At 41.6% G+C, this 20314-nt stretch carries 20 protein-coding genes and 1 pseudogene; 7 read left to right on the forward strand and 14 right to left on the reverse strand.

All coding sequences use genetic code 11. The annotated features are described in order from the left end of the window. Positions 1 to 69: 69 nt before the first annotated feature. Positions 70 to 711: a glutathione transferase gene (gene yfcF, locus ACIG3F_RS11095; RefSeq protein ID WP_396470067.1), complete on the reverse strand. Its 642-nt coding sequence runs from the start codon at positions 709 to 711 to the stop codon at positions 70 to 72. A gap of 241 nt (positions 712 to 952) precedes the next feature. Here yfcF and ACIG3F_RS11100 point away from each other — a divergent pair, with 241 nt between their 5' ends. Then, positions 953 to 1669 carry a glutamine amidotransferase gene (locus tag ACIG3F_RS11100; RefSeq protein WP_253147059.1) on the forward strand — a complete coding sequence of 239 codons (717 nt, stop codon included), beginning with the start codon at positions 953 to 955 and terminating at the stop codon, positions 1667 to 1669. A 46-nt stretch (positions 1670 to 1715) separates the two neighbouring features. On the opposite strand, the gene ACIG3F_RS11105 is transcribed toward ACIG3F_RS11100, so the two are convergent. From ACIG3F_RS11105 to ACIG3F_RS11125, 5 genes are all read right to left on the reverse strand, one after another. Further along, positions 1716 to 2303, reverse strand: coding sequence for a YceI family protein (locus ACIG3F_RS11105; RefSeq protein ID WP_253147457.1), 588 nt, complete (start codon positions 2301 to 2303; stop codon positions 1716 to 1718). Between the two features lie 130 nt (positions 2304 to 2433). Continuing rightward, entirely contained in the window at positions 2434 to 2889 is a 456-nt protein-coding gene (locus ACIG3F_RS11110) for a GNAT family N-acetyltransferase (RefSeq protein WP_396470068.1), read from the reverse strand. A 175-nt stretch (positions 2890 to 3064) separates the two neighbouring features. Continuing rightward, positions 3065 to 3280, reverse strand: coding sequence for a hypothetical protein (locus ACIG3F_RS11115; protein WP_180038561.1), 216 nt, complete (start codon positions 3278 to 3280; stop codon positions 3065 to 3067). A 133-nt stretch (positions 3281 to 3413) separates the two neighbouring features. Next, on the reverse strand, positions 3414 to 5402 hold the full coding sequence (gene tkt, locus ACIG3F_RS11120) for a transketolase (RefSeq protein WP_253158940.1): 1989 nt from the start codon (positions 5400 to 5402) through the stop codon (positions 3414 to 3416). Between the two features lie 446 nt (positions 5403 to 5848). Then, entirely contained in the window at positions 5849 to 6232 is a 384-nt protein-coding gene (locus ACIG3F_RS11125; protein WP_005246698.1) for a pilin, read from the reverse strand. A 473-nt stretch (positions 6233 to 6705) separates the two neighbouring features. On the opposite strand from ACIG3F_RS11125, the gene metK reads away from it, so the two are divergent. The 3 genes from metK (at position 6706) to ACIG3F_RS11140 (ending at position 10049) form a co-directional block, all read left to right on the forward strand. Continuing rightward, positions 6706 to 7872: a methionine adenosyltransferase gene (gene metK / locus ACIG3F_RS11130; protein ID WP_004646663.1), complete on the forward strand. Its 1167-nt coding sequence runs from the start codon at positions 6706 to 6708 to the stop codon at positions 7870 to 7872. A 354-nt stretch (positions 7873 to 8226) separates the two neighbouring features. Then, positions 8227 to 8571 (forward strand): hypothetical protein, encoded by a 345-nt coding sequence (locus ACIG3F_RS11135; protein WP_005104359.1) that lies wholly within the window; start codon positions 8227 to 8229, stop codon positions 8569 to 8571. 266 nt (positions 8572 to 8837) lie between these two features. Beyond that, the gene (locus ACIG3F_RS11140) at positions 8838 to 10049 is read left to right on the forward strand and encodes a YeeE/YedE family protein (RefSeq protein ID WP_396470069.1); all 1212 of its coding nucleotides are present in this window, start codon (positions 8838 to 8840) and stop codon (positions 10047 to 10049) included. 53 nt (positions 10050 to 10102) lie between these two features. Here ACIG3F_RS11140 and ACIG3F_RS11145 read toward each other — a convergent pair whose 3' ends face one another. The 3 genes from ACIG3F_RS11145 to ACIG3F_RS11155 all read right to left on the reverse strand — a co-directional run bounded on the left by ACIG3F_RS11145 (position 10103) and on the right by ACIG3F_RS11155 (position 12714). Then, a complete protein-coding gene (locus ACIG3F_RS11145) occupies positions 10103 to 10612 on the reverse strand; it encodes a hypothetical protein (RefSeq protein WP_180087246.1) in 510 nt (169 codons plus the stop codon). Between the two features lie 63 nt (positions 10613 to 10675). Beyond that, the gene (locus ACIG3F_RS11150; protein WP_004279976.1) at positions 10676 to 11455 is read right to left on the reverse strand and encodes a TIGR03915 family putative DNA repair protein; all 780 of its coding nucleotides are present in this window, start codon (positions 11453 to 11455) and stop codon (positions 10676 to 10678) included. Then, complete coding sequence (locus ACIG3F_RS11155) at positions 11455 to 12714, reverse strand: putative DNA modification/repair radical SAM protein (RefSeq protein WP_396470070.1); 1260 nt, start codon at positions 12712 to 12714, stop codon at positions 11455 to 11457. The genes ACIG3F_RS11150 and ACIG3F_RS11155 overlap by 1 nt, the downstream gene beginning before the upstream one ends. Positions 12715 to 12921: 207 nt before the next feature. Between ACIG3F_RS11155 and ACIG3F_RS11160 the strand changes: the two genes are divergently transcribed. Further along, positions 12922 to 13965 (forward strand): NAD(P)H-dependent flavin oxidoreductase, encoded by a 1044-nt coding sequence (locus ACIG3F_RS11160; RefSeq protein ID WP_396470071.1) that lies wholly within the window; start codon positions 12922 to 12924, stop codon positions 13963 to 13965. Between the two features lie 59 nt (positions 13966 to 14024). Here ACIG3F_RS11160 and ACIG3F_RS11165 read toward each other — a convergent pair whose 3' ends face one another. The 3 genes from ACIG3F_RS11165 to dusB all read right to left on the reverse strand — a co-directional run bounded on the left by ACIG3F_RS11165 (position 14025) and on the right by dusB (position 16946). Beyond that, positions 14025 to 14894 (reverse strand): IS982 family transposase, encoded by an 870-nt coding sequence (locus ACIG3F_RS11165; protein ID WP_253147413.1) that lies wholly within the window; start codon positions 14892 to 14894, stop codon positions 14025 to 14027. Between the two features lie 105 nt (positions 14895 to 14999). Beyond that, positions 15000 to 15677 (reverse strand): hypothetical protein, encoded by a 678-nt coding sequence (locus ACIG3F_RS11170; RefSeq protein WP_253147410.1) that lies wholly within the window; start codon positions 15675 to 15677, stop codon positions 15000 to 15002. Between the two features lie 249 nt (positions 15678 to 15926). Then, positions 15927 to 16946: a tRNA dihydrouridine synthase DusB gene (gene dusB, locus ACIG3F_RS11175; RefSeq protein ID WP_396470075.1), complete on the reverse strand. Its 1020-nt coding sequence runs from the start codon at positions 16944 to 16946 to the stop codon at positions 15927 to 15929. A 129-nt stretch (positions 16947 to 17075) separates the two neighbouring features. On the opposite strand from dusB, the gene ACIG3F_RS11180 reads away from it, so the two are divergent. Together ACIG3F_RS11180 and ACIG3F_RS11185 are read left to right on the forward strand one after the other, a co-directional pair. Next, entirely contained in the window at positions 17076 to 18671 is a 1596-nt protein-coding gene (locus ACIG3F_RS11180; RefSeq protein WP_396470072.1) for a tyrosine-type recombinase/integrase, read from the forward strand. 42 nt (positions 18672 to 18713) lie between these two features. Then, positions 18714 to 19505, forward strand: a complete 792-nt coding sequence (locus ACIG3F_RS11185; RefSeq protein ID WP_396470073.1) for a hypothetical protein — start codon at positions 18714 to 18716, stop codon at positions 19503 to 19505. 360 nt (positions 19506 to 19865) lie between these two features. On the opposite strand, the gene ACIG3F_RS11190 is transcribed toward ACIG3F_RS11185, so the two are convergent. Both ACIG3F_RS11190 and ACIG3F_RS11195 read right to left on the reverse strand, forming a co-directional pair. Further along, positions 19866 to 20240, reverse strand: coding sequence for a hypothetical protein (locus tag ACIG3F_RS11190; RefSeq protein ID WP_396470074.1), 375 nt, complete (start codon positions 20238 to 20240; stop codon positions 19866 to 19868). After that, positions 20237 to 20314 (reverse strand): annotated as a pseudogene (locus tag ACIG3F_RS11195) (lysozyme); the annotation flags it as partial. The pseudogene ACIG3F_RS11195 and the gene ACIG3F_RS11190, both read right to left, overlap by 4 nt.

Consider the following 20314-nt stretch of genomic DNA (forward strand, 5'->3'; position numbering starts at 1 on the left):
TGATTCATATTACGCTTGAATTTTATCTATTTAAGTAGGTTTTTTTATGAACTGTTTTATCAGTCGGCATTAGATTAAAGTTTTAGCTTTTTCATGTTCTGCAAGCCAGGCTTGTACCGAAGCACACTTAAAATTACGCTCGACATATTCTATTATTTTCACAGGAAGTTTCACCTGATGGCTCAGCAAACGATGCAAAATAAAGGCCAGATCAAAGTCTGCAATGGACCAGTGTTCAGTCAACCATATGTCCTCCAGCATATATTCTGCCACATTCACCAAGCGCTGAATTTCTTCAGTGATCGGAGCTGTAAGAGGTGTAGATATTTTTGCTGGGTGAAATACCGAATCGGAGGGCATCTGCTGGCGGATTTGCATAAAATCGGTTTTGACCAAAGCTTGTATGGCGCGACATTTGGCTCTGGCCTGAATTTCCTTAGGATATAAGGCCGGATAACTTGGAGCCGGAAAGGCATCTTCCAAGTATTCAGTGATCGCCCATGATTCAAACAGGCTAAAGTTATCTACTATTAAACACGGAACTTTAGCACTTGGACAAATGCCTTGATAAGCCGCAGATTTCTGTTGCTGCTGATCTAAATCAATCACGATTTCCTGAAAATCTAAACCCTTTTCTTTTAAGGCAACATAGACCGACATGGCATAAGGGCTGATTCTATTTTTATCGACATATAAACGTATATTTTGCATATCCTTGATCCTGATGCTCTTGTTATTTTTATTCAGTACGGCAGCCTTACTCTACTCCCTTTCCTATATAAAAGGAAAAATGAACTGCTTCATGTAGCGATCACACGAAAATGTTTACACAGTTGCCGATAGCGCAGCGATGTTCATTATTTTCTATTTTGCACATGATGTGGGGCATAAAGCCTTTTATTTTGCTTTTGATTCACGTTAAATTAAATCATTCTCTTGATATCAAAAAACTATGCTGAACTTAGCCCACCTCTCCGATACCGTGTATGCCATTCAACATTTGGCTTTTGAAGACTTAGGTGCTTGGGAAGATATTTTTTATCAGCTCGGCTTACGTGTGCGTTATTTCGAAGCTGGCATCGATGATCTTACCAAGGCTTTTAAACATCCTGGATTAACAATTATTCTCGGTGGCCCGATTGCTGTTTATGAAACTGAAGATTATCCTTTCTTACAACAAGAAATAGACTTACTTAAAGTTCGTTTAGAAAAGAATTTACCGACTTTAGGGATTTGTCTGGGCGCACAACTGATTGCTACTGCTTTAGGTGCCAAGGTTTATCCTGGACAGGTCAAGGAAATTGGCTGGTCTAAACTGCAACTACATCCAGCAGACAAAAATCCGCTAGATCATCTGAAAAATACTGAAGTTTTGCATTGGCATGGCGATACTTTTGACTTGCCTGTACAAGCTGAATTATTGGCCAGCTCCGAGCTTTATCCGCATCAAGCCTTTCGGGTAGGAGCAAATATTCTGGCGCTACAATTTCATGCCGAAGTCGCCAGTGACAGTCTGGAAAAATGGCTGATTGGCCATACGTGTGAATTACGTAAGGCCAATATCAATATTCCGGCACTGCGGGCAGATCATCAAAGCTATGCGCCCGCGCTTGAACAGGCAGCCAGTTCGGTATTGATGCATTATTTAGAAAACCTGCAACTTAAATAACCGTAATAAAAAAGCACCCAACTGGGTGCTTTTTTATTTGTCATTTTTACTTTTTCGGAGCAGGTACAGAAGCCTCGGTAGTAATGTTCACTGTAATTTTATCGCCCACATTTGGAACATAACCGCCTACCCCAAAGGCTGAACGGTTAAATGAAGTGGTTGCATTAAAACCAATCGTTTGTAATTTGGTCATTGGGTGTACACCTTGTTTATTTAAAACTGCATCCAGTACCACAGGTTTAGTGACATCTTTCACGGTTAAGTTACCGGTGATTTTGTATTTGTTTTTGCCTAAAACCTGAACTTTAGTACTTTTAAAAGTGATATTCGGATATTTGGCAGCATCAAAAAATTCTGCTGTCTTAATATGGTCATCCAGTGCTTTCACATTCGTATTAATGCTTGCAACCGGGATGTTCACATTAACCGAAGAATTCGCAGGTTTTTCATTATCAACATTAATGGTACCTTGGATGTCACTGAAGTTTGCAGATGGTGTAGAGAAACCAAAGTGGCTCCAAGAGAAAACAGTTGCTGAATGAGTCGGGTCAATCGTATAGCCCACTGGTTTTGCCATAGAAACTGTTGCTACAGATGCGACCGCCAAGCCTAATACTAATGTTTTGAAATTCATGTTTTTATCTCACGTTTTGGATGTTATTAAGTGTATAGAATCTGGAACCGTTTACAGCCCTAAAGATAAAACGTTTTGTTGCAGTGATGAAACGATAAAATTGTAAGTTATTTTTTTTAATTTTTGAGCTTTAATCCATACGGTACTGGATGAATCCAGTTTTCTTGGCGACTTTGTTATACAACGCTTGTGCCTGATGATTTGATTCCTGAGTCAGCCAGTAAACCCGGTCGCAATTACGCTGCTGTGCAACCTGATAGACATGTTGAATCAACTTACGCGCCACGCCTTGTCCGCGATAGTCCGGATGGGTAAATAGATCCTGCAAATAGGCATAAGGTCTTACTGTCCAGCTATTGTTATGTTCGATGACATGCACAATCCCTACGACCTTTCCATCCATTAGCGCAGCAAAACCGTACATTGAATCTAATTCATAATTGGTTAATTTATCCCAGGTATTTTTACTCACCTCATCCGAAATTTGCGCCTGATAAAAGCGTTGATAGTCTTGCCATAAAAATAGCCATTCTGCCTGTGATATTTGCTCTAAAGATTTGATCTGGATCTGGGGCTGTATATTCATGTTTAACCGCTTCTTTGGCTTATTTCTTTAATTTAAGTCATTTCGATAGTAGTCGCTGAATTTTTATAGCGGCCTAAACTTAGCTTTATCTCATCTGGTGCTCATAAGCAACCTGTCAGATGAAAATCATCCGGCATAAAAAAAGCCCCAATCAGGGACTTTTCATGCTTTATGTTTAAAGTTTTTCAACCAGAATACGATCAACTTGTTTTAGGCCAGTCGTCTTTTCATGATTTTTACGACGCACTTTAATGACCTTTTCTTCGGCTAATTCTTGCAGCATTAAATCAACTGCAACCATCGCTTCAAGAGCTAACTCCTGTCCAATCCACTTGAGTTCGCCTGCATCCATTAAAGTAATTTCATCGTTAATTTGTTCATACAAGCTCATGTTCATCTCACTCTTTCATATCGACTATGGGAGAACTTTCTAACGGTTGCCACATAAAAACAACGCTAAAAAGCGAAAAACAAAAGACGCCCCAAAACTGGAGCGCCTTTTAATAAACCGCCGAATCAGTTGATTATGCAGTAATCTCTTTTACAGCTGCTACAACTGCTTCAGTGGTAATCCCGAAGAACTGGAACAGATCTTTTGCAGGTGCAGATTCACCATATGTCGTCATACCGATGACGCGACCATCAAGACCTACAAATTTCCACCAGTAATCTACATGTGCAGCTTCAACAGCAACACGTGCACGAATATTCGATGGAAGAACCGCTTCACGATAAGCCGCATCTTGCTTCATGAATTCTTCAGCACATGGCATAGATACCACACGCACGCCTTCAAGCTGTGCGTAAGCTTCCATTGCCAGAGAAACTTCAGAACCAGTTGCAATGATGATGGCTTTCAATTCGCCTTTTTCTTCAGCCAGTACATAGCCACCTTTCGCAGCATTCTCAATTTGAGCTTGAGTACGAGTCTGGAATGGCAAGTTCTGACGAGAGAAGATCAATGCGGTCGGACCTTCAGCACGCGTTAATGCAGATTTCCAAGAAATTGCTGCTTCAACGGTGTCACATGGACGCCATGTGTTTAGATTTGGCGTACCACGAAGGGATGCGATCTGCTCAACAGGTTGATGCGTTGGACCATCTTCACCTAGACCAATTGAGTCATGCGTATACACATGGATCACGCGCTGTTTCATCAATGCAGACATACGTACGGCATTACGTGCATATTCCATAAACATTAGGAATGTTGCTACGTAAGGGATAAAACCGCCATGCAGTGCAACACCATTCGCGATTGCAGTCATACCGAATTCACGTACGCCATAGTGTACATAGTTACCTGCCGGATTGTCCTGTACGCCTTGCGCGCCTTTCCAAAGGGTCAGGTTAGAACCTGCAAGATCCGCAGAACCACCTAGAACTTCTGGCAATAATGGAACAAGTGCTTGTAATGCATTTTGGCTGGCTTTACGCGTCGCAATCGTTTCAGCTTTGGCATTCACTTCTGCAATATAGGCATCCGCTTTTGCAACGAAGTCAGCCGGTAATTCACCAGATAAACGACGTTTAAGCTCAGCTGCTTCAGTTGGATATTTTGCAGCATAAGCAGCAAATGTTTCGTTCCAAGCTGCTTCTGATTCAGCACCTTTAGCTTTCGCATCCCAAGCTGCATACACATCTTCAGGAATCACAAATGCTTCGTCAGTCCAGCCTAGTGCTTCACGAGTCAACACGATTTCGTCATGACCGAGTGGTGCACCATGACTGTCTTCTTTACCTTGCTTGTTTGGTGAACCCAAACCAATCACGGTTTTACAGATAATGATGGTTGGTTTAGCAGTTTCAGCTTTCGCCTCAACAGTTGCCTGACGGATTGCATCTGCATCGTGACCATCAACTTTAATCACTTGCCAGCCGTATGCCAGGAAGCGTTGTTCTGTATCGTCAGAGAACCAGCCTTCCACTTCGCCATCAATCGAGATGCCATTGTCGTCATAGTAAGCAATCAGTTTGCCCAGACCCAATGTTCCTGCCAAAGAACATGCTTCGTGAGAAACACCTTCCATCAAACAGCCATCGCCAAGGAAGCAGTAAGTGAAGTGATCTACAACTTGGATGTCGTCTTTGTTAAATTGTGCAGCTAGGGTTTTTTCAGCCAGCGCAAAACCAACAGCATTCGCGATGCCTTGACCTAAAGGACCAGTCGTCGTTTCAATTCCTGGCGCATAGCCCAATTCCGGGTGACCAGGTGTTTTAGAATGAAGTTGACGGAATGCTTTTAGATCTTCAATTGAAAGATCGTAGCCCGTTAAATGAAGAAGCGCATATTGAAGCATAGAGCCATGGCCATTTGATAATACAAAACGGTCACGGTTTGCCCAATTCGGATTGGTCGGGTTATGGTTCATGAATTCACGCCAAACCACATCAGCGATATCTGCCATCCCCATTGGAGCACCTGGATGTCCTGAGTTTGCTTTTTGCACAGCATCCATTGCCAATACACGAATTGCGTTTGCAATACGACGTTCATTAAGCGGGGTTGTCATAAATCAGAGTCCAAAATATTCAGAAATAGGAAATGATGAAAAGACTTTCAAAACTGCTGTCTATTGTCTTAAAAAAACAGCGAGGGGTAAAGACTAACCAACAATATTTATCAGTTTATTGAGTGTCTCTTGCCTTATCGTACAATTATTCCACATTTCTTCTTCGGCTTTGATTCGCTCTACTGGTTTTCAGATTGAATTATCCTTCATTTCAAAAGCGACTTTAGTTTCTGTATCTGGATTCCAAGCTGATAAACAGGATTGAATTTATGCTGATTTTGTTTCTATTTCATATGTCTCACACTATTATTTTTGAAGAAAATTTATATGACTCTCTGATCTATTCATAATGTAATTTGTATTAAATTTTATAAAATATTGGCAGGATTGTTTGATATACAGGTGAAAATCTAATTTGCTTAGGCTAATTTCCAACCTCGGTAGACTTATTGTCCCTGACAGTCTTTAGGCAAATAGCGCTGCTGAATATCAGTGGAGTAACATTTGCCACTATGAACGTCAAAAGCAACCGATTTCCCGCGAATCGCAGCATCTACTCCCTGCTCTCGTATCTTGAACTCTATCCGGCATGCGGCATTAATGATCACTTTTTCGATATATTGACCATGCCCACCAATCTGGCGTCCGGCATCACAGTGCTGATCCGAAGCAATAAACTGAGTTCGATATGCTCCAGCCTGCTCAAACACTTCGGCCAATTGATTCCGCACGATATAAGCTTGATAACTCATAAAAGCCATTGTCACTAAAATCACGATAATGATGAGCACGATCAGCACTTCAATCAGGGTAAATGCCTTTTGATACATGATTTCTGATCTCCGTACAGTCTTGCTCCAAGAAGTCCATAGCAAAAGATGTCGCCACTCCTAACCAGCTAATGTGGAAGACTTAGCGCTAATATGAAGACACGCTTGAACATCGACAAGACAGTTGGTCGCAAGGCGCACAGTCTGAATCTGCTTTATTGATGTAATGATCACTTGCTTAAGTAAATTTTGAATTTTGAGCTTTGTATTTTTTCTATCGTCTATTTTTTTAAGATTTAATCGGAAATCTAAGCATTTAATTTTCTGACAGTCTGACAGATTAAAATATTGTTGCTTCATATTCCCCAATCAATAATGCTGCCTAAATAGACATATCAATTTTTTTAATTCTATTAATCAATTAAAAACACAATAATTTGAAACAATTTCGACCAATTTTGTCCTGTTAAGCTAGTCCTAGAGCGCAACTCGATGTAACATATCGGGTCTTTAAAATTAACTGTGATAGGACTATGCGCGAGTACGCTGTATTTACTTCGGAATCTGTAAGCGAAGGCCATCCAGATAAAATGGCTGACCAAATCAGTGACGCTATTTTGGATGCAATCTTAAAAGAAGACCCATATGCACGGGTTGCTTGTGAAACGCTTGTAAAAACAGGTGCGGTTGTACTTGCCGGTGAAATCACAACGACAGCAAATGTTGATTTTGAGGCAATTGTACGTCATACCGTAAACGGAATTGGTTACCACCATTCTGATCTTGGTTTTGATGGTTCAACCTGTGCCGTGATCAACATGATTGGTAAACAGTCACCTGAAATTGCTCAGGGTGTCGACCGCCAGAAACCTGAAGATCAGGGTGCCGGTGACCAGGGCTTGATGTTCGGTTATGCAAGCCGCGAAACTGATGTATTAATGCCTGCGCCGATTTCATATGCGCATCGTTTAATGGAAAAGCAGGCTGAATTACGCCGTAATGGCACCTTGCCATGGTTACGCCCAGATGCAAAAAGCCAGGTAACGTTTGCTTATGAAAATGGCGTACCAGTTCGTTTAGATGCAGTCGTTCTTTCGACTCAACATGATCCTGAAATCACGCAAGCAAACCTGAAAGAAGCTGTGATTGAAGAAATCGTGAAGAAAATCATTCCTGCTGACATGTTCCATGCAGACACCAAATTCCACATCAACCCAACAGGTATGTTCGTGATTGGCGGCCCTGTCGGTGACTGTGGTTTGACAGGTCGTAAAATTATCGTAGATACCTACGGTGGTATGGCGCGTCATGGCGGTGGTGCTTTCTCTGGTAAAGATCCATCTAAGGTTGACCGTTCTGCTGCCTATGCAGGGCGTTATGTAGCAAAAAATATCGTTGCGGCTGGTCTTGCAGACAAGTGTGAAATCCAGGTGTCTTATGCGATTGGTGTTGCTGAACCTACTTCAATTTCAATCAACACTTTTAATACTGCAAAAGTATCTGAAGAATTGATTATTGCCTTGGTTCGTGAGCACTTTGACCTACGCCCATATGGCATTACCCGCATGCTGGATCTGATTCAGCCAATGTATAAGCAGACTGCGGCTTATGGTCATTTTGGCCGTGAAGGCTCTGATACGGCCTTTACTTGGGAAAAAACCGACAAAGTGGAAGCGCTTAAAGCCTCTGCTGGTCTCTAATTTTCTCTTTAAAAAGCCCGCACCCTGCGGGCTTTTTTTATGACTGGGATTTTATTGCTTAAAATCATCTTTTTTACACGACTGACAACTTAAATCGCAAGATTAATAATATACCCCGTTCATTTCCATCATCCTTGAATGCTTATTAAATTAGAAATTTTTTAGTTTCTGGATCTGACTCATTTAATACACTTAAAACAACTTATTAAATAAGTCCTGAGCGAGTTAAAGCAGCATAAGTATTGAAAAGAGTTACAGTTAATCAACAAATGTTGATCTATTTGCTAGCATAAATCTAAACAAATGGCTGCTAAATTAGATTGCAGCTCTACAACAACAAAAGGATATTACTCGATGAATAAATTACTGATTGCTTTAGGTTTGGCTACCACTGTTGCCTTAGTCGGCTGTAGTAAAGAAGAAGCGCCTGAAACCGGCGCAACCACAGGTGAGCATTTAGAAAATGCAGCCAATCAAGCCGGTCATGATATGGAAGATGCCAGCCGTGAGGCTGCGGTAGAAACCGAACGAGCAATGGATAATGCCGCAGAAAATACAGCTCAGGCAGCGGACGAAGCAGCTGCTGCAACGTCTAGAGCAGCAGATGCCACTGCGGAAGCAGCACGTAAAGCAACTGCAGCAACAGCTGCGGCAGTTGAGGAAGGTGCCGGAGAAGTTCGGGAAAAAGCTGAAAACTGATTTTAGGATTCAGCTTGATGTTTAAAAGCCTGCGATTGCAGGCTTTTTTATCAGAGATGATTTTAAATATCGAATGATCTAAATTGAAATTGCATTATTTGTTGATGGGATCAATTTTTTATCTAAGTGAGTGGATAAAATCAGATAAACTGATAAAACTTATCAAGTATTAGAATGACTTAATTGTGATTCAATCGGCAAAACGGGCTGCATTTAAACTGAAATTCAGTAGAATACCAGCCTTTATTTTTAAAATTTAATCTCCCATGTCAGTCATTGTTGCTGCTTCCCAACGGTCGAATATTTCGGTCTGGGCAGCTTTTATTTTGCTTATCATAGGTACAATCGGTGCCTATCAAATCGTAGGCTTAAATCAGGCCCTATTATTTTTGGTTGGTGGTGCACTGGGCATGACCCTGTACCATGCTTCATTTGGTTTTACTTCGAGCTGGCGTGTCTTTATCAAGGAACGTCGCGGCCGTGGTTTACGTGCGCAGATGATTATGCTGGCGCTGGCAGTTTTACTGTTCTTCCCCGCTTTAGGTGCAGGTGAATTGTTCGGCAACCCAGTCAAAGGCAATGTTAACCCTGTTTCCATGTCAGTCATGATTGGTGCCTTTATTTTCGGTATCGGTATGCAGCTCGGTGGCGGTTGTGCATCAGGTACCCTGTATACCGTAGGTGGCGGTAGTGCACGTATGCTGGTGACGCTCTTGTTCTTCTGTATCGGGTCTGTGATTGCGACCTCCCACCTTGACTGGTGGTTTGCCCTGCCATATCTTGAGCCTATTTCACTGGTAGAAAGTTTAGGCGTCCTCCCTGGATTGCTGTTGAGCTTTATCGTTTTTGCCATCATTGCTGCGGCGACTGTTTATTTTGAAAAGAAACGTCATGGTAGCCTGGAAATTGAGCCACGCAGTGAATATCAGGGCTGGAAGCGCTTTGTTCGTGGTCCATGGCCTCTGATTTGGGGCGGTATTATTCTGACCTTGCTCAACTTTGCCACTTTGGCACTGGCAGGTCGTCCTTGGGGCGTGACCTCTGCGCTGGCAGTTTGGGGTGCCAAAGGTGCTACGCTCGTAGGTGTTGATGTAGCTTCTTGGGATTATTGGCAAAAAGCAGGCAATGCCAAAGCACTGGCAGAATCATTATGGTTTGATATTACATCAATGATGAACTTCGGTATTATGCTGGGTGCTTTGTTGGCAGCAAGTTTGGCAGGTAAATTTGCGCCGAATTTCAATATTCCAAAACGTTCACTGATTGCTGCTGTTGTAGGTGGCATAATGCTGGGCTACGGCGCACGCTTAGCTTATGGTTGTAATATCGGCGCATATTTCAGTGGGATTGCATCTGGTAGTCTGCATGGCTGGTTATGGCTGGTGTTTGCCTTTATCGGCAATGGCATTGGGGTAAAACTTCGTCCAATCTTCTTCCCGGATGAGAAACCGCAGCCTGAAAAACTGAGCGGTTGTTAATTTTTAAAATCAAAAGCCCATCTTGATGATGGGCTTTTTTCTATCTTTGAGATTTACAGCACAGCTTTTAAATTACAGCCATAACCCATGGTCTGCTGGACCTGACGATAAGTCGTATAACGATCCAGAATAAAAGTATAAAAATGATCAGCGTCGGAGAAATTTGCTTTTAAATTTTCATTCTTGGCATTAGGCAATTTAATGTCATCGACCAGTTCCAGATTGTAATGTCCCAAGCGGTACATATCGGCAAAATAACTATTCATCATATCGCAATAGGCAATTTTACTGGGTTTTAATGCCGTACTGCTAACGAGATGTTGGTTTAAGCTTTGCAGATTATTGACATCTAAAGGAAACTGGTGCGCGAAAGCAATGCTTTCGACTTTCTTAAATTCCTGAAAGTCTTGGGCTAACTGGACATTGAGTGCATCAAAACGTTGCTGCAGTTCCTGTGCGGCCTGAACCTGATATTTGGCTGGATCTACGACCGGTTTTTGTGGTTGTTCCGAACATGCAGTTAATCCAGTGAGCAGCGCTAATGACGTTAGCCATACCTTCATGTTTATACACTCAATTTAAATATACCAATGCTTATTATGCCTGAAAGCAGCTTGATGTACTGTTTAAAGTAATTTCTCATTCATATAACGCCAGTAGCGCTTTGGCACATATTGAATATGCAATTTCATGTTCTTGCGCGCCTGAATATTCACACTGTTAAAATAGTCTTTCCAGAGCTGATCATATAGCAGCTCTTGATCATCCAGTTCAATACTGAATGATTGACTATGACCAATCCGGATTTGTGGATCGATTATTTCAGCGTTCATCTCGACCTGATGCATCTGCCTTAAATCATAATAAATACCGTAATTACGCTGCTCGTCATAAATCAGCCAGCTTTGATCCTGATAACGCTCCTGAAAATGTCGGGAAATAATCGGCAAGACATTAAAATCCGGTCTGACCAGACTCAGAAACAAACCATCTTTGGCTTTTTTAAAGCGTACAAAAGCCTCCATACGATGCTTTTCCCGCCCCACTTGCTTGGCCCATTGCGACATGCCGATCACCGCAGTATGACCATAATCTTTATCGACTGGACGCTGGTTTTGAAAGACATAGACTGCAAAATCAAAAAGAGTCTGGAACGCTGCTTCCTGCTCTGACAAAAACGTATAGTAAAAAGCACGCAAACTGCTGGAAGATACTTTCTGCTTTAATCCCTGCCACACCCGCTGCCCATGCTGATCATTAGAGGCCACATGGATAAATTCATCAAATAAACCTGTTTGTGCTTGAGGATTGGCCGTCACTATCACGTTAAATTCTTTAAACTCGAAAGCACGAAATACACAACTGAGCAGACCAGTCATGCTGCCATCAAAACAGTAACTTGCCACTAGAAACCCAATCCTAATTGAGGTGAAAGTTGCTGCTGATATTTGGATGGTCCTGACATCAAAATTTGCTGGCGAATCTGATGGGATTGCTGATCTTTCTTAAATTTCGGTGTATCTGCACAGCGGATAAAATGCTGCGCCCGGTTATAAGCCACGCCCATGCGTTTTAGCTGGTCAATATGAATCTGTCCAAAACGGCGGGCCTGTACAATTTTCTGAGCGGAACGCACGCCTATGCCGGGTACCCGTAGAATCATTTTATAGTCGGCACGGTTAATATCGACTGGAAAGGCTTCAGGATGTCGCAAGGCCCAACTGAGTTTGGGATCAATATCCAGCTCCAGATTCGGATGCTGCTCATCGACAATTTCATCAGCAGCAAAGCCATAAAAACGCATCAGCCAGTCAGATTGATACAGACGATTTTCTCTTAATAATGGCGGTGCTGAACCGATGGCGGGTAAGGCTTTATCTTCAGGATTAATCGGGATATAACCAGAGAAATACACCCTTTTCAGCTTGAATTCCTTGTAATGCCGATCAGCCATCAAAATAATATCCTGATCGGTTTCACTATGCGCGCCCACCACCATCTGTGTGGTTTGTCCGGCAGGTACAAACTTGGGGACTGACTTGATCAGCTTGCGTTCATCTTTGAGCTGGATCAACCGGTCGCGTACAATGCCCAAGTCTTTTTGTACTTCGGCATGGGTTTTCTCAGGCGCAAATTTTTGCAGTCCCGCTTCCGTCGGCATTTCAAGATTAATACTCATACGGTCGACATACAGTCCGGCTTCGGTAATGATCTCCTGTGATGCACCCGGAATAGTTTTCAGATGGATATAGCCATTAAAGTTTTCTTCGAGTCTAAGTTTTTTGACCACCTGTAGCATCCGTTCCATGGTGTGATCGGCCGATTTAAAAATTCCCGAACTGAGAAACAGCCCCTCAATATAATTACGCCGATAAAAATTCATGGTCAGATCGACGATTTCCTGCACGGTAAATGCTGCACGCTGGACGTCATTGGAACGGCGCGAAACACAATAGGAACAGTCAAAAATACAGACATTAGAGAACAGAATTTTCAATAAGGACACACAGCGGCCATCTTCGGTATAACTATGACAGATACCATTCCCGGTATTGCCCACACCCTTGTCTTTATTTTTACGGTTGCTACCACTAGATGAACAAGACACATCATACTTGGCAGCATCGGCTAAAATTTGCAGTTTTTCACGGATACGATCAGACATGAGCTCAGAGAATATGTGACCAAAAAGCTATTATAAAGTGTTCAATTCTAGGCTAATAAAAGTTCTATCTTCTTGGCGACGTAGCGTGTCGCAAGAAATGTAAATAACACGTAACCCATGCTGCAGTATTTCAAAATAAAATAACTAATATGATTTGCTTAATTTTGTGCTCAAAGGCAAAGTAAAAGCATAACAAGGAGCAAATCTATGTCTTTATTAGAAAATCTCGGAATTAAACATCCTATTTTCTTGGCACCGATGGCAGGTGTCTCTACGCCCGAGCTTGCTGCCGAAGTGTCCAATCAGGGCGGCTTGGGTTCACTGGGTCTGGGGGCCAGCAGTATTGATGCAGCGCGACAACAGATTTTAAAGACCCAGGAACTGACAGACTGTCCTTTTCAGGTTAATTTTTTCTGTCATGACACTGTTCCTGTAGATGAGGCTGTAGCGCAGGCATGGATTGCACAGTTTAAAGATAAATTTGCCGAATATGGCGCTCAGGCACCGGATCATTTGGAGTGTATTTATCCGAGTTTTAAAGATAATGACGACTTCCTGAATCTGGTATTGGAAACCAAACCACGGGCTGTCAGCTTTCATTTTGGGATTCCACATCCGCATCAGATTCAAGCCCTCAAACAGGCCGGGATTCTGACCATGGTATCTGCAACTAATTATGCCGAAGCCAAAGCCATTGAAGCAGCCGGAATTGATATCATTATTGCGCAAGGTATTGAGGCCGGCGGACACCGGGGAATTTTCTCAACCAAATTTGATGCCTCAGTTAAAACCTCCAATCTGGTCAAGCTAATCAAACAGCATTCTTCCCTTCCGATTGTAGCGGCTGGCGGGATTATGACCGGTGAACAAGCACGTCAAATGATGGATTTCGGTGCAGATGCCGTGCAACTTGGGACTGCATTTGTGCAATGCAAATCCTCCAATGCCAACGAGGCTTATCGTAAAGCACTATTTTCAAAGCCACTCACTCAAGTGAGTGCCAGTATTTCCGGTCGTCCTGCACGCGGCATCATTAACCACTGGCATATTGAGGTGGATATACCCGATCGGCTGGATGTTCCAGCTTATCCATATACTTATGATCTGGCCAAGCAATTGCATGCGGCTGCCGCCAAACATGGAGATCAAGGTTATGGCGCATTCTGGGCAGGTTCAAATGTGGCGCAGATTCGTGAAATGGAAGCTTCCGATCTGATTAACCAGCTCATACTGGAAATGAAGCATCTTTAATCATTGAATCATAAAAAACCTCTCCACATGGAGAGGTTTTTAATTTACCCGAATCCTGCTTAAGCCAATGATTTCATAATTTGAATTGTTGGCTTATTTCGATGGGTTAATTGGTATGCACATAAAGAAGCATAAATCCCACTTAGAAATCCATGAATACTACGAGCTTTACTCGTCACTAAATTATATTGTCCTTTCAATAAACTGAATAACGGTTCTATTTTATTGCGCTGTCTTAAGTGATATTCATCTGATGCACAAACTTGTACAGACTGCATGTTCTTTCGATGATAGGTAATCAAATCAATACCTTGTTCTTTTAATCTATTTTTTAATTCCTGGCTAATATAGCCACGATCACCATAAAGCTTTGCTTCGAAACCTTCAACCAAATGTTCAACCATTTTTATGTCAGCAATATGCCCATTGGAGAAAGCGGAACGAACGATTTCACCGAATTGATTCATAACAACATGTAACTTACAGCCATAGAACCAGCCCATTGAGCTTTTACCACGGGATGCAATTTTGGCTAATGATTTATGACGTTGAATACGTTGATTTTTACAGACTGGTAGAGTCGTTGAATCAATCCATAAATATTGTTTATATTGACCTTTCATTACAGCTACATGTAAAGCATGTAGTGCTAATTGATGCATATTGATCAGGTGAATCACCCTTTGGTAACAGGGTAAGCTTTTAAATAAATGACTTTTATCCTGCTTCAACCATGAGAAGAATGCTTTGAAATTAATGAAATGGGAGCACTTATACCAAATGGCAATAAAGCAAATTTCAGAAAGTGTAAGTTGTGCAGTTCTGACTCTTAACGAATGATGGCTTTGTTTGAGAAATTTCCAATAAGTTGCTTCAAATTTCAGAAAGAAATCATCAATTACGCAGAATAATTCGGTACTATTGAACATCAGGACTAGGGCTTTAGGTTTTGTGTGGTAACTCAACTGATGGCTCTAGTCCTCTTATTTTTCAAGTCATTTTCTTATCCGCGATTCGGGTTAATTTATCTAGAATTAGCGTGTGACACGATGCCATGCATCTTTAACCGCGAATTTCGCTTCTTCCCAATTGAGGCGTGATTCACCTTTCAATTGTTCCCACTTGGTACGCAGTTCAGGTTCGGCATGATCAAAATCCGTATCATGCTCATACATCGGACGGTTTTCATAACCGATACGATAAGCGCCACGATAATCACGATCATAATCTAGATCGCTATATGTGCTACGCGTTTCATTGAAATACGGGCGATTATGATACTCATCTCTCCAGTAATTATCTTCTGCACTCAAATGATCTGGATGTCGATAATTATCTGCCTCAGGCAAGTTTTCTGGATGCTGGTAATTATCTGTCTGCTTTCCATGATCAGGCGTTGCAATGTCATTACCTGCAATACCACCAACGACACCACCGATAATACCACCCACCACTGCACCTGGAGGGCCACCCACTAAACCTGCAACTGCGCCTACCGCAGCTCCACCCAAAGTACCGGCACTGGTCGCAGCCAGATTATCCTCACCTTCATTCATGTCTGGAACACGAGGATTATCTTTCACGGGGGTATTCAAATCTGGACGCGCATTGGTATCAGTCGGATTGACATTCAGGCCTTCACTGCGTTCTTGTGGCAATTCCGTTGACGTTTTATGGCTAAACTCTGTGACTGGACGATTGGTATTTGTCATTACAGATCTCCCTCAATGATGACGATAAACAAGATGGATCACATCTGGTTTATATCTGGATAGATTCATCATAGAGGAAGCTTGAGTAAGCAATGTCCAAGTCCTGTCCAGTTTAAGTGAACAAACTTTAGTGCTATGTATTAGACAGGCTGAAGTGTAAACAGAATGCAAAAATCCGCCTGCTCAAGATAAAAAAAGTAGGGTTTTCACACAAAAAATATTACATGATTCGCTGAATTTTGCCCGTCATTACTTGGTTTCCAGTAAATTCACCTGCTCGACTTGTACATCATTCATGGTTAAACCATGTTCTAGCAGCGCATTAAAATAATCTTCTACCACCCGATACTGGTCAGCGGTATTTTCCACCTGATACATGTTTTGTCGAAACTCGTTGCTGGAACGCAGACCTTTGGTGTACCAGGCAATATGTTTACGGGAAATCCGGCAGCCCGAATATTCGCCATAGAACTCGTATAATTCTGTCAAATGCCCCAGCAGTACATCTTTAACTTCCGCAATACTCGGGGCATCCAAGTGTTGACTGGTTTTTAAATAATGGGCAATTTCACGAAAAATCCAGGGGCGACCTTGTGCTGCACGACCAATCATAATTGCGTCTGCACCGGTATAATCCAGCACGTATTTGGCTTTTTCCGGACTGTCGATATCACCGTTGGCAATCACAGGAATCTTCAACATTTCCTTTACGTCTTTGATTAAAGAATAACGCGCGGTATTCAGGTACATATCTTCACGGGTACGGCCATGTAAAGCTAGCGCTGCAATTCCGGCTTGTTCAGCACGTTTAGCGACACGCATAATATTTTCCTGACCGTTCAAATAGCCCAGACGGGTTTTTAAGGTCACTGGCACATCAACTGCGGCAACGACTGCATCCAGAATGCGTGCAACTAGATCTTCATCCTGCAATAAAGCAGAACCGGCGAGTCGGTTACACACCTTTTTGGCTGGACAGCCCATATTAATATCAACAATTTGTGCACCATTCTCTACCTGATAACGTGCCGCTTCAGCCAGATCATGGGGATCTGAACCAGCAATCTGCGCTGAAATCGGTGCCAGCTCTCCATCAAAATTGGCACGATATAAGCTCTTTTTACTCATGCGCAAAGTTTTGTCAGACGTCATCATTTCACTGACCGCATGGCCTGCACCAAAGTATTTGCACAAGGTTCTAAACGGTCGGTCGGTCACACCTGCCATGGGGGCCACCCAAAGCTTCCTATCTATTGATCTTCCAAACAATTCTTCAATTACATTGTTTTTGCTCAAAATCTTTAACCTCGTTTAACTTCGTTTAGTCGCTTCGTATTGACTTTTAGTGTCCTTTGATTGCACCCTACTTGCACCCCAATATTTTAATGGTGCAAATTCATGGGAACAGTCACTAAGCGACAAACAAAAGACGGCACAACCCGGTATAGAGCTCAAGTCCGTGTACAACGTCAAGGCTACCCTGAATTTAAACAATCCAAGACCTTCAGCAAAAAGTCATTAGCTGAGGACTGGATCAAACGCACGGAAGCAGAAATCGAATTGCACCCTGAAAAAATGTTGAATCCGGCGGTGCAAATAAAGCACAAAACGCTCAGGGAGTTCATTTATCAGTATTTGGAAGAAGCGGACAGCTTTGCCAGAACAAAAACTGGAGCACTACAGCACATCGCTAGTTTAGATATTTCTGAGAAGAATATCTATTCTTTAACACGACAAGACTTTTCTGATTATGCAATTATGCGAAGAAAAGGCGATCCAGTTAAAGGAACTGATGGTGTTGCACCTGCCACCATCCTAAAGGATTTAAGCCATATCAAGGCTGTTATCGTTCATGCAGAATTTGTATGGGGCGAACCTTTAGAAACGGTACTAATCGAATTTGAAAAAGCCATGATTGGCCTTCAGAAGTCGCGGATCGTCACCCGTTCAAAACAGCGTGACCGCTTACCAACAGCTGAAGAACTTCAGATGCTGACCAACTATTTTTATAAAAGCTGGAAACGTGTCAAGAATTCAACGCCGATGCATCTGATCATGTGGTTTGCCCTCTACACTGCCCGCCGTGAAGATGAGCTGTGTTCATTGCGCCTGGATGATTACGATGATCTGAATTGTCAGTGGTTAGTCAGAGATGCTAAGAATCCGAATGGATCCTTGGGTAATCATAAGTATGCTCACATGGAACCAAGAGCCATCAATATGATTGATGAGTTTATGAAACCAGAAGTCCGAGATCGAATGCTTGCCTTGGGATATGACAAGAATCTTTTAATTCCAGTGAATACGCGCACCGTGTCGACTTACTTCACCCGGGCATGTAATGCGTGTGGTATTAGCGATTTGCGCTTCCATGATTTACGCCATGAAGCTGCGACCCGTTATGCAGAAGATGGCTTTACCATTCCTCAGCTGCAGACTATCACTCTTCATGAATCATGGAATACCCTTAAGCGATATGTGAATCTTAAAAAACGCGGTACCCGATTAGAGTTTGAGGAAGCGATCCGTGTTGCGGAAGATAACTATAATAGTTATTACAAAGAATGGAGTAAAAAACAGCGCTACATGGCATTGGTGGATAAAGATGATGCCTTTGAAGATGAAAGTGAAATTAATGTTGAATTTGATTTCATTAAAAAGCACCTGGATGTATTCATTGAGATTCACCAAAACAATAAATACTTTAAACGCCTGCATGTAAATAAGTTAAATAGCAATAATCCATTCGCCTGGGATAATTCAAATAAACGTTTTGTAGCTCATGATATCCAATTAGCTTGGGAAGACTGGTTTACTGAGAATGGAAAAGTAGACTGGGATGAGTTACCGGAAGGAAGTACACATTTTGGTATCAAGGATCTGACTATAGTGAAGAAACTTAAAACCCGTACTTATGTATGGGAGACATCTATTCAAGGCTGGATAGATAGTTTTGGACAATATGTGATTGATGATAAGCATCTTGGAAAATAAAGATGATGCAGGATTGGGCGGATATGGTGGACGGGTGGAAAGGTGACTAATATTAATAATATTGTGTTAAATACACTTGCTATGACTTTTGTAGCCACATTGTTTTTATTTGCTTTTACTTGGATTATTTTTGACTTTCAAGGATCAGCAATTTCATTGAAAGACACGTGGACAATAGTTGCATCGTTATTAAGTGCACTAACCACACTTATGGCGTCATATATAGCATATTTAATTTATAGCCAATGGAGGCTACAAGCTGAATATGGCTCTAAGATTCAGGACTTAAAGGAGGTGGTTAACAATCTATATGAGATTAAGAATGAAATATTAAACTTACGATCTCAGAGGGTTGTGCTAGATTTACTTTTGCTTATTAGGAATATAGAACATGATGAGTATGAAAACAGAGAAGATGAAATTAAAAATCTTACTTCAAGCTTGAGGACTCTTGAAAAGCTATTTAATACGAAACTGATTCTGGAAAAATTAAATGCAAATATTTTAATACTATATTCTAAAGATGAGGGCTATGAAGGGTTTAATAAGAATTTGAAAGAGCTTCTTGGGATTGTAAATTCTTTTTTAGTTGACTATTCCAATTTAACAAATAATATTTTCCATAAAAATCTTATAAAGGATGATTTGCAAGCTTGGTATGATTATTCGATAAAAGTAAGTAATTTATTATTTCAAGCAAGGAAATTGCTATCTGATACCAAAATCATAATCAATGATGCAGATCCAATGATTTTATTTGATAATTTTGTAATAGCCTTGCTTGCTGACGTTCAAGTTATGACTCAAAATCAAATAGAGTATCGTCCTGATTAATTAACTTAAAATCAGTTATTTTCAATATTCACTCAGTGAAATAATTTTCACAGACCCTACCTGAAGGGCTTTTCAGTTCACACACTGAACACAGGCAGTGAAATGTATCTTTGTTGAAATCGAATAAGCTGTGCAGCCAATAATTATTTATTAAAGTAAAAAACAAAGCCCTCATTAGAGGGCATTTATTTATTTTATTAGAATATTGCTTTCTGGTGAATCATTCAGTTTTATCTAATGGTTTTCACAATTGCAGCATGACGCGCTTTGCAGTCGTTATATTTAGCCACTACATCAATAGACCAGACTAAAGCAACCTTACCCTGCCCTGATTCTAATTTCTGTAAATCAGGACAAGGCTCAAGGAGGTTGGCCGGCACCACTAACGATAAGTGAGTTGAGTTGCTGCAGGCCGTCATCATCAAAGCAATGGTTGAGATACACGGGACGATCAATGATCTTTTGCACTTCACGCGTAACAGTTTCGACTTGTACGCGCTGCTCTGATTTTGTTGCTTCATAATCCGCACTCATCCGGTTAATTTGATTTTGTTTTTCAGTTAGAGCCTTAAGATGCTTTTGTTCTATCTGTTGAATTTTCGCTGTGCATTGCTCACTGGCTTTGCGTAGCTTCCCGCCTAAGTGGTTGGTATAGGCAATTTGCCCGACCCATAAAACAAAAAAGACCGCAATTGCGATCCAGTGTTTATATTGCCATAATAGATTTAGAGTCATTTTAAAAATAACTCCATTTCAATTTTCCTGCGATTCACCAGACCTTGCAGGCGTTTGCCACGAGCATTTACCCA

The organism is Acinetobacter sp. NPDC052428 (genome assembly GCF_044547685.1).
GTDB classification, from domain to species: Bacteria; Pseudomonadota; Gammaproteobacteria; order Pseudomonadales; family Moraxellaceae; genus Acinetobacter; species Acinetobacter lwoffii_G.